The 9,646-nt window shown below is 59.7% G+C and carries 7 protein-coding genes; 4 read left to right on the top strand and 3 right to left on the bottom strand.

Features of this window, described 5'->3' with window-relative positions:
* A partial coding sequence (locus G113_RS21175; RefSeq protein ID WP_152436087.1) for a hypothetical protein occupies positions 1-759 on the bottom strand: 759 nt, incomplete at its 3' end.
* 780 nt (positions 760-1,539) lie between these two features.
* Positions 1,540-3,711 carry a DNA helicase II gene (uvrD, locus tag G113_RS16640; RefSeq protein WP_005907476.1) on the bottom strand — a complete coding sequence of 724 codons (2,172 nt, stop codon included), beginning with the start codon at positions 3,709-3,711 and terminating at the stop codon, positions 1,540-1,542.
* A 519-nt stretch (positions 3,712-4,230) separates the two neighbouring features.
* On the opposite strand from uvrD, the gene G113_RS16635 reads away from it, so the two are divergent.
* The 4 genes from G113_RS16635 (at position 4,231) to G113_RS16620 (ending at position 9,039) form a co-directional block, all read left to right on the top strand.
* The gene (locus G113_RS16635) at positions 4,231-5,229 is read left to right on the top strand and encodes a BMP family lipoprotein (RefSeq protein WP_005907475.1); all 999 of its coding nucleotides are present in this window, start codon (positions 4,231-4,233) and stop codon (positions 5,227-5,229) included.
* Between the two features lie 143 nt (positions 5,230-5,372).
* The gene (locus G113_RS16630; protein WP_051106618.1) at positions 5,373-6,956 is read left to right on the top strand and encodes an ABC transporter ATP-binding protein; all 1,584 of its coding nucleotides are present in this window, start codon (positions 5,373-5,375) and stop codon (positions 6,954-6,956) included.
* Positions 6,953-8,071, top strand: a complete 1,119-nt coding sequence (locus G113_RS16625; RefSeq protein ID WP_005907471.1) for an ABC transporter permease — start codon at positions 6,953-6,955, stop codon at positions 8,069-8,071. Before G113_RS16630 ends, G113_RS16625 begins: the two co-directional genes overlap by 4 nt.
* A 2-nt stretch (positions 8,072-8,073) precedes the next feature.
* Complete coding sequence (locus G113_RS16620) at positions 8,074-9,039, top strand: ABC transporter permease (protein WP_005907469.1); 966 nt, start codon at positions 8,074-8,076, stop codon at positions 9,037-9,039.
* Between the two features lie 55 nt (positions 9,040-9,094).
* Here G113_RS16620 and G113_RS16615 read toward each other — a convergent pair.
* Positions 9,095-9,646: LysR substrate-binding domain-containing protein (locus G113_RS16615; RefSeq protein WP_005907467.1), on the bottom strand; the 552-nt coding region annotated here is incomplete at its 5' end.

Raw genomic sequence — 9,646 nt, 5'->3', positions numbered from 1 at the left:
CCCTAGAACCTTTCTGATGGCTGGATAGAAATCCAACAGGGTACCATTTATTGCACAACCGTGTGTTCTGCATTCAGCAAAAAATAGTGAGCTTAATTGAGAGTATGCCAGAGACCTGTATTCTGGAGTTAACCCCTCGGTTGTATCGATTCTAAACTCAATTCTATCCATCTCTAATGGTACGAAGATCACATCAAAACAGAACTTATTTTCCATTTTGATAATATACATTTCAGAACCATAAGGAACACCCCTTGAGTACTCTTCTGTAAGAGCATCAGATGGGATGTTCTGTTTTAACTTCACGCGACGATTTGATGCAAACCCAAAATAGTACCCCAGACCATCCACTTTTTTATATACAAGAGTAGGGCTAGCAATAAAATCTTCTTTATTAATTGATAATATATCTCTGTACTTAGACTCCGGTTTTATTGAGTCTAAGGCATTCCTAAAATTCAATGTATCTAAATGATCGTTAATTTTGAATAATCTGAGTGATTTTTCTCCAGAGAGATAATGTTCAACTAGTGCACTAGATAATGTTAAAAATCGTCCCAGCAAGATTCTATTAACTAAGCTGCTATTTAAATCCAGCAGTTTTCTAGAAAGCCGTTCAAAACTTCTAGCCTTAATCATAGCATCGTCAAGCAATAGTTTTGAAAAAATGCTCCAAGGTACTCGACATGAAATATCATTAAGCAATGAGACTACCTTTTGCTTTATCATGTCAAAATCAGCATCTTCAATACTAATCATTTCGCCCATCGTTAACTGAACCTCAAGCTAGGAACGCACCTTTATTGGGAACTAAGTTTACTCATAAACAAGCTCTATATGAAGCTATAAAATCCATATAGTGAGCAGATAGTTCACAGAAATGGATAGTGAATATCAACACTAAGGCAACCTGAGCAAAACCGGGTTGATTGAGCAGAATCAAAGAGCCACCAATCTGGCGCATGCCGTCACCAGCAACTTTGCTCCAACCTCGTCGAACTGGAGATATTCCCAGCTCTGCTGGCCGACCTTGATACCGCTAGCGTCAACAGTCTGCTGTACCTCGTTCTTACTACTAAATCTGCCGTGCTGTGCGGGATGCCCCAAAGCCACAGGTGGGCACTATATTGATCCCCCTCCAATCCGCCGAGGGTCAGAGCCAACGTCAGGGACGCCATCAGGGATGATGGCGTAGCCGCAGCGGACAGGGATGTGCCGTCTGCGGCGGCCCGTCCGACGTTGACTCTGGACCGAGGGCACTGGCGAAGCCAGCGGATTGGCGGGGGAGAAGACCTTTGGTGCATTTTTTGAAAAAAGCGGGTCTTTCCAAAGTCACTCGCCCAAGCCCGAAGGGCGGGCTAAACCCTGTCGAGGGCCATGCCCTCGCGTCCTGCACGGCGGCAGCTGTACTGCCAACAGCCGGGCACACCATATACCCATGACGCGAACGTCCGATTACGCTTCGCTAATCGAACCTACAGTCCTGACAAAAAAGGAGCCATCGGCTCCTTTTCACATCACGGGCGGGTACGCTGCGCCTTACAGCGCCTCAAGCCGTGCATACGCCGTCACCAGCCACTTGGCGCCGACGTCGTCGAACTGGATCTGCACCCGGCTCTGCTGGCCGACTCCTTCAAAGTTGAGCACTATCCCTTCCCCGAATTTCGGATGGAGCACCCGCTGGCCGAGCGTGATGCCGCTGGCATCGAAGCTCTGCTGCACCTCGTTCTGGCTGAAGCGGCCGTACTGGGTGGGTCTGCTGACCTGAGTGCGCAGCCGGATCTCTTCCAGACACTCGGCGGGCATCTCGCGGATAAAGCGGCTCGGCTTGTGGAACATCTCGCGGCCATAGATGCGGCGGCTCTCGGCATAACAGATGTAGAGCTTCTCCATGGCGCGGGTCATGCCCACATAACAAAGGCGGCGCTCCTCCTCGAGCCGCCCCGACTCCTCGGTCGATTGTTGGCTCGGGAACATGCCCTCCTCCACCCCCACCAGCAGCACCAGCGGGAACTCCAGCCCCTTGGCGCTGTGCAGCGTCATCAGCTGCACAGCATCGGCATATTCGTCCGCCTGATTCTCGCCGGACTCCAGCGCAGCATGGGCGAGGAAGGCGGAGAGATCGCTCATCTCTTCCAGCTCATCCGGGCGCTGGTATTGACGACAGGCAGTGACCAGTTCGTCCAGGTTCTCTACCCGTGCCTGGGACTTCTCGCCTTTTTCCGCCAGATACATGGCCTTGAGGCCGGAATTTTGAATGGCGATATCCGCCTGCTGGTGCAGGGGCAGCATGCCGACTTGGCTCTCCAGCGCGTCGATCAGATCCACAAAGCCGCGCACCGCGTTACCGGCGCGGCCGGTCAGCACCTTGTCATTGAGCAGGGTCTTGGCCGACTGCCAGAGGTTCTGGCCCTGATCCCGGGCGTTGGTGCGCAGGATCTCGAGGGTGCGATCACCGATGCCACGGGTCGGGGTGTTGACCACCCGCTCGAAGCTGGCGTCGTCGCCTCTGTTGTTGATAAGGCGCAGGTAGGCCATGGCGTCTTTGATTTCCTGGCGCTCGAAGAAGCGCAGGCCGCCATAGATGCGGTAGGGCATGGCGTCCTGCATCAGCGCCTCTTCCAGCACCCGCGACTGGGCGTTGGAGCGATACAGAATGGCGCAGTCGGCGAGCAGGCCGCCCTTCTCCTTCCAGTCCTTGAGGCGGCCGACCACGAAGCGGGCCTCGTCCACTTCGTTGAAGGCGCCATAGAGGGAGATGGGCTCGCCATCGGCCCCCTCGGTCCACAGCTCCTTACCGAGCCGCTCGGCGTTGTTGGCGATGACGCTGTTGGCCGCTTTCAGAATATTGGCGGTGGAGCGGTAGTTCTGCTCGAGGCGAATGGTTTCGGCCCCCTGATAGTCGGTGAGAAAACGCTGGATGTTCTCTATCTTGGCGCCGCGCCAGCCGTAGATGGACTGGTCATCGTCGCCGACGATCATCACCCGCCCGGTGTCGCCTGCCAGCATCCGCAGCCAGGCATACTGGATGCCGTTGGTATCCTGGAACTCGTCCACCAGGATATTCTGGAAGCGATCCCGGTAGTGTTCGAGCACGTGGGGGCGATTGAGCCAGAGCTCGTGAGCGCGCAGCAGCAGCTCGGCAAAATCCACCAGCCCGGAGCGATCGCAGGTCTCCTGGTAGGTCTTGTAGATCTGCTGATAGGTGCGGGTGACGGGATCGCCGTAGAGATCGATGTCACCGGGGCGCAAGCCCTCGTCCTTCTTGCCGTTGATGTAGCCCATCACGGCGCGCGGGGCCCAGTGCTTCTCGTCGAGGTTGAGCGCCTTGATGACCCGGCGGATCAACCGGTACTGATCGTCTGAGTCGAGGATCTGGAAATCCTGGGGCAGACCCGCATCCAGATGGTGGGCCCGCAGCAGGCGGTGAGCGATGCCGTGGAAGGTGCCTATCCACATGCCGCGCTGGCTCGCGCCCAGCACCTTTTCCACCCGGCCACGCATCTCGGCCGCCGCCTTGTTGGTGAAGGTCACCGCAATGATGGAGAAGGGTGAACAACGCTCCACCTGCATCAGCCAGGCGATACGGTGCACCAGCACCCGGGTCTTGCCCGAGCCGGCGCCAGCCAGTACCAGCAGATTGCTACGGGGCGCCGCAACGGCATCTCTTTGCTTGTCATTGAGCCCGTCGAGCAGGGTTGAAACGTCCATCACCACTCCTGTTTATTTATACAGGCAGGGATTATACGGGCAGAGTGGGCTCAGGCCAAATCGGCGTTTATGCCCAAAGAGAAGATCCCCGGCCATGTCCTCAGCGCCTCTTCCGGGGCGCACCCTGCCCCCCTGCCCTTCAGCGGCGACCTCTCTTGCCGACTGGCTTGCGCCACGGGGAGAAGAAGATGGCCAAGCAGCCTCACACACCGTAAATCGGTCAAATGGGAATCAATAGAAACCGGCTATCGGCCCAACAGAGGAAAACGCTTGCGCACAACCCTATGATTTGTAATCAAAATGTCATTTGGAGCTTGGCTTTTACAGCACAAAAAACCATAAAAATGCTTATAAACAACCACTTATAAAGCCGTTTGCTTATGTTTCAATTCGTTAGCGCAAACGTTTTTCTGTCACGCACGCCTTGACCCCCATGCTCACTCACTTACAGTTAGCCTGCGTGCACTGGCGCCTGCACCAGCAGGCCATGGACCCTCAATAACAATCAAGGATAAGATCGTGACTAAGGTACTCAAACTGGCCAGCGTGGCCGCCTTCACCCTGGCCGCTCTCTCGGCCCAAGCAGCTTCCCAACCCGCCGTCATCTATGACACCGCAGGCAAATTCGACAAGTCGTTCAACGAGGCCGTGTTCCGCAACGGCGTCGAAGTCTACAACAAGGACAAAGGGGTCAAGGTCAAGGAGTTCGAACCCCAGAACGAAGCCCAGCGCGAGCAGGGTCTGCGTCGCCTGGCCAGCCGTGGCAACAGCCCGATCGTCGCCGTCGGCTTCAACATGGGCTCGGCGGTCGAGAAGGTCGCCACCGAGTTCCCAAAGGTGCAGTTCACCATCATCGACATGGTGGTCGACAAGCCGAACGTGCAATCCATCGTCTTCAAGGAGCATGAGGGTTCCTTCCTGGTCGGCGCCCTGGCAGCCATGGCCTCCAAAACCGGCAAGGTCGGCTTCGTGGGCGGCATGGATATCCCGCTGATCCGCAAGTTCCAGTGCGGTTATGAGCAGGGCGCCAAGTACGTCAATCCGAAGATCGATGTCTTCCAGAACATGACCGGCTCCACCCCGTCGGCCTTTGCCGACCCGGCCAAAGGTGCCGAGCTCGCCAAGTCCCAGTTCGCCAAGGGCGCCGACGTGGTGTATGCCGCCGCCGGCGGTACCGGCATCGGTGTCTACCAGGCCGCCAAGGATGAAGGCAAGCTGGCCATCGGTGTGGATTCCAACCAGAACCACTTGCAGCCGGGCACCATGCTGACCTCCATGGTCAAGTCCGTCGGCCTGGCCGCCTACAAGACCTGGGAAGATGGCGCCAAGGGCACCTGGCAGCCGGGTATTCAATCCCTGGGTCTGGCCGAGGGCGGTGTGGATTGGGCGCTGGATAAAGACAACGAGGCGCTGATCACCCCCGAGATGAAAGCCAAGGCGGATGCCATCAAGGCCGACATCATCGCCGGCAAGGTCAAGGTGCATGACTACATGAGCGACAGCACCTGTAACTACTGATAGTTCCTCGCTACTCGACACCCCACCACCGGCCCGTTCGCGGGCCGGTTTTTGAGTCTCCCCCCCCCTGGCACAGGCTGGCTACGGATAGCCGCACTGCCGGGCGCGGGCGGAGACACTTCATGATTAGCAAGGACTGCATCATGGACCAGACAGATCGCTACGCCATCGAATTGCGCGGTATCGATAAGCGGTTCGGCGAGGTTTACGCCAACAAGCAGATCGACCTGCAGGTTCAAAAAGGCAGCATTCATGGCATCGTCGGCGAAAATGGCGCCGGCAAATCGACGCTCATGAGCATCATCTACGGTTTTTATCATGCCGATCGCGGTGAGATGTTCATCGACGGTAACCCCTTCAGACCCCATGGCTCACAAGATGCGATCGCCGCAGGCGTGGGCATGGTGCATCAGCACTTCATGCTGGTGAACAATTTTACCGTGCTGGAAAACGTCATTCTCGGCGCCGAGAACGGTTGGCACCTTGGCAAGAGCCTGGCCGCCGCCGAGAGGCTACTCGGCGAGCTGGCCCGGGACTATGGTCTGGACGTACCGCTGCACGAGAAGATCGAGAACTTGCCGGTCGGCCTGCAGCAGCGGGTCGAGATCCTCAAGGCGCTCTATCGCGGCGCCCGCATTCTGATCCTCGACGAACCGACCGGAGTGCTGACCCCGCAAGAGGCGGATCACCTGTTCGAGGTGCTGAAAAAGCTGCGGGATCAGGGCACGACCATCATGCTCATCACCCACAAGCTGCGCGAGATCCTGGCCATCACGGACAGGGTCTCCATCATGCGTCGGGGCGAGATGGTGGCCCACGTCGCCACCCAGGATACCGACAAGGAGCAGCTGGCCGAACTCATGGTGGGCCGCAAGGTGCGACTCAAGGTCGACAAGGGCCCGGCCCAGCCCGGCCCCCCCAAGTTGCAGGTAGACAGCCTCAGCTATCGCGATGACGACGGGGTCGAGCGGCTCAAGTCGGTCAGCTTTGCGGTGCGGGCCGGGGAAGTGGTCGGCGTGGCCGGCGTCTCTGGCAACGGCCAGTCCGAGCTGCTCAGCCTGCTCGGCGGCATTCTCAAACCAAGCCATGGCGGCTTCACCCTGCACGGCAAGGGCAGCGTGCATCGCATCGATGGCCAGCATCCGGCCAGCCCGGAGCAGGTGCGCGACTACGGTCTCGGCCATGTGCCGGAAGACAGACACAAGATGGGCCTCATCAACCGCTTCGAGGCCCAGGAGGCCTTCATCCTCGGCTACCACAAGCGCCCCATGTACAACAGCGGCTGGCTGCAGGACAAAGGCGCCATCCGCCAGGACTGCCAGGCCAAGATGGACAAGTGGGACGTACGCCCGCCGAGCCCTGACAACAGGACGGCCAACTTCTCCGGCGGCAATCAGCAAAAGTTGGTGATAGCCCGGGAGGTGGAACAGGATCCGGACGTGCTGCTGATAGGCCAGCCGACCCGGGGCGTGGACATAGGCGCCATCGAATATATCCACCAGCAGATCATCGCCATGCGCGATCAGGGCAAGGCCGTGCTGCTGGTGTCGGTGGAGCTGGACGAGATCCTCTCCCTCTCTGATCGCATTCTGGTGATCAGCGATGGCCGCCTGGTCGGTGAGCTGGATGCCGCCACGGCGGACGAGCGCACCATAGGCCTGATGATGGCGAACATAGTCCCCGATGAGATCCCCGTTCAGGGGAGTGGCAAGGAGTCCCAGCAATGAGTCAACCACGCGTTCCGGCCTGGGTATCGGTCGGCGTCCTCTCTGTCATGAACATTGGGCTGGCCTTCCTGGTCTCCGCCATCCTGTTCTACTACCTGGACATCAACCCCCTCGAGGCCGCCGAGATCATGTGGTACGGCGCCTTTGGCACGGGTGAAGGGATAGGTTTCACCCTCTACTACGCCACCGGCTTCATCTTCACCGGTCTGGCGGTGGCGGTCGCCTTCCACGCCGGTCTGTTCAACATTGGCGGTGAGGGTCAGGCCTATATCGGCGGTCTGGGAGTGGGACTGGTTTGCCTGCTGCTTGGCGACCTGCTGCCGCCCCTGCTGCTGGTGCCGCTCGCCATCATCGCCGGTGGCCTGTTTGGCGCGGCCTGGGCCTTCATCCCGGCCTGGTTGCAAGCCAAGCGTGGCAGCCACATCGTCATCACCACCATCATGTTCAACTTCATCGCCGCCTCCCTGATGGCCTACTTGCTGGTCGATGTCTTCAAGCCTGCAGGCTCCATGGCCACCGAGAGCAAGGTGTTTGCGGTGAACAGCTGGCTGCCGAAGATGAGCGAACTGGCAGCAGGGCTGGGCATGAGCATCCCCAACAGCCCGCTCAATATCAGCTTCTTCTGGGCGCTGATCTGCGCGGCCCTGGTATGGGTCTTCATCTGGCATAGCCGCTGGGGCTACGAGATCCGCGCCGTGGGCGCCAGCGCCTCGGCCTCGGCCTATGCGGGCATCTCCTATCCCAAGGTGGTGATCCTGGCCATGGTGATCTCCGGCATGCTGGCGGGTTTCTTCGCCCTCAACGTGCTGCAGGGTGAGCTGCACCAGATCAAGCTCAACTTCGTGGAGGGCTTCGGCTTCACCGGCATCGCGGTCGCCCTGATGGGGCGCAACCACCCGGTCGGCGTCATCATCGCCAGCCTGCTGTTCGGCTTCCTCTATCAGGGCGGCGCCGAGCTCAGCTTCGAGTTCGGGGTGGATCGCAACATAGTGGTGGTATTGCAAGGGCTGGTGATCCTGTTCTGCGGCGCCCTGGAGCACATGCTGCGTCCGCGCATCGAGCAGATCTATCTGGCGCTTGCCCATCGCCCGGCTACGCAAGTCAAAGGAGTCTGATCATGTTCGAAACTCTGATACTGATGCTGGATGCCACGGTGCGTACCGCGCCGCCGCTTATTCTGGCGGCCATGGCAGGCATGTTTTGCGAACGCTCCGGCGTGGTCAACATCGCCCTGGAGGGCAAGCTGCTGGCCGCTGCCTTTGCCAGCGGCGCGGCGGCCGCCGTCTCCGGCTCCGCCTGGGTTGGCCTGGGCGCCGGGGTGGGCGTCTCCATCCTGTTCGCCCTGCTTCATGGCTTTGCCACCATCACCCACAGGGGCGATCAGGTGGTGAGCGGCATGGCCATCAACATATTGGCGGCGGGCCTGACCGTCACCCTCGGTCGTTACTGGTTCGATCAGGGCGGCCAGACCCCGGCGCTCTCCGGCGCCGCTCGCTTCGCCCCCATCGATCTGCCCTATGCCAGGGAGCTCCATGACGTGCCCGTCATCGGCCAGCTCTACAGCGAGCTGCTGAGCGGTCACTCCCTGCTGGAGTATGCCGCCTTTGCCGTGGTTCCCCTGGCCTGGTGGGTGCTGTTTCGTACCCGCTTCGGCCTGCGCCTGCGCGCCGTGGGCGAGGCACCGGCGGCGGTCGATACCGCTGGTATTTCCGTGGTGCGAATGCGCTATACGGCGCTCATCATAGGGGGCTTGCTGGCCGGGATAGGGGGCACCTATCTGGCGGTGGCCCAGACCGCCCAGTTCATCCCCAACATGAGCGCGGGCAAGGGCTTCATGGCGCTGGCGGCTCTGGTGTTCGGCAAGTGGCGCCCCTGGAGCGCCATGGCGGCCTGCCTGCTGTTCGGCTTCCTCGATGCGGTCGCCATCCGCCTGCAAGGGGTCAGCATCGGTGACTTCCCCATCCCGGTGCAGGCCATAGAGGCGCTGCCCTATGTGCTGACCGTGTTCCTGCTGGCCGGTTTCATCGGCAAGGCGGTGGCACCCAAGGCACTCGGCACACCTTATGTGAAGGAGCGCGAATAAGCGCGACCGACAGCTGCAAAAAAGGGCCCCATGGGCCCTTTTTCTTGTCTGCGATTTAGCCGATGGGCGGCGCCAGTGAGACCTGACCGGGTTCGCCGAGCCGCTCGGCCAGATAGTCCACCAAAAGCCGCACCTTGGGGGAGAGGTGGCGATTTTGTGGATAGAGTGCCCAGATCCCCTCCTCGGGAGCACGCAGCTCGGGGAGCAGCTCGATGAGGCGACCGGTGGCCAGATGATCGCTGACGTAGTAATCGGGCAACTGCACTATGCCTATGCCCTTGAGGGCCGCGTCCACCAGGGCGTGGCCGCTGTTGCACTTGAGCAGGCCACGCACCCGCACGCTGTAGGGGCGAGCATCCAGGGTGAAGTGCCACTCGTCGCCATTGCCCAGCAGGCAGGTATGGCGAGCCAGCTCGGAGAGGCTGTTGGGCATGCCCCGGTGCGCCGTATAGGCCGGGGAGGCGCACACATAAGGCACCCGCCCCGCCAGGCGCCGCGCCACCAGGCTGGAATCCTTGAGGTGACCAAGCCGGATCGCCAGATCGTACCCGTCATGCACCAGATCCAACAGCTGGTTGGTGAGGTTGAGGGTCACCTCCAGGGCCGG

Source organism: Aeromonas molluscorum 848 (assembly GCF_000388115.1).
In the GTDB taxonomy this organism is placed as follows: Bacteria; Pseudomonadota; Gammaproteobacteria; order Enterobacterales; family Aeromonadaceae; genus Aeromonas; species Aeromonas molluscorum.
The sequence above is the reverse complement of the archived record's forward strand: the minus strand, read 5'-3'. Positions and strand labels throughout refer to the sequence as shown.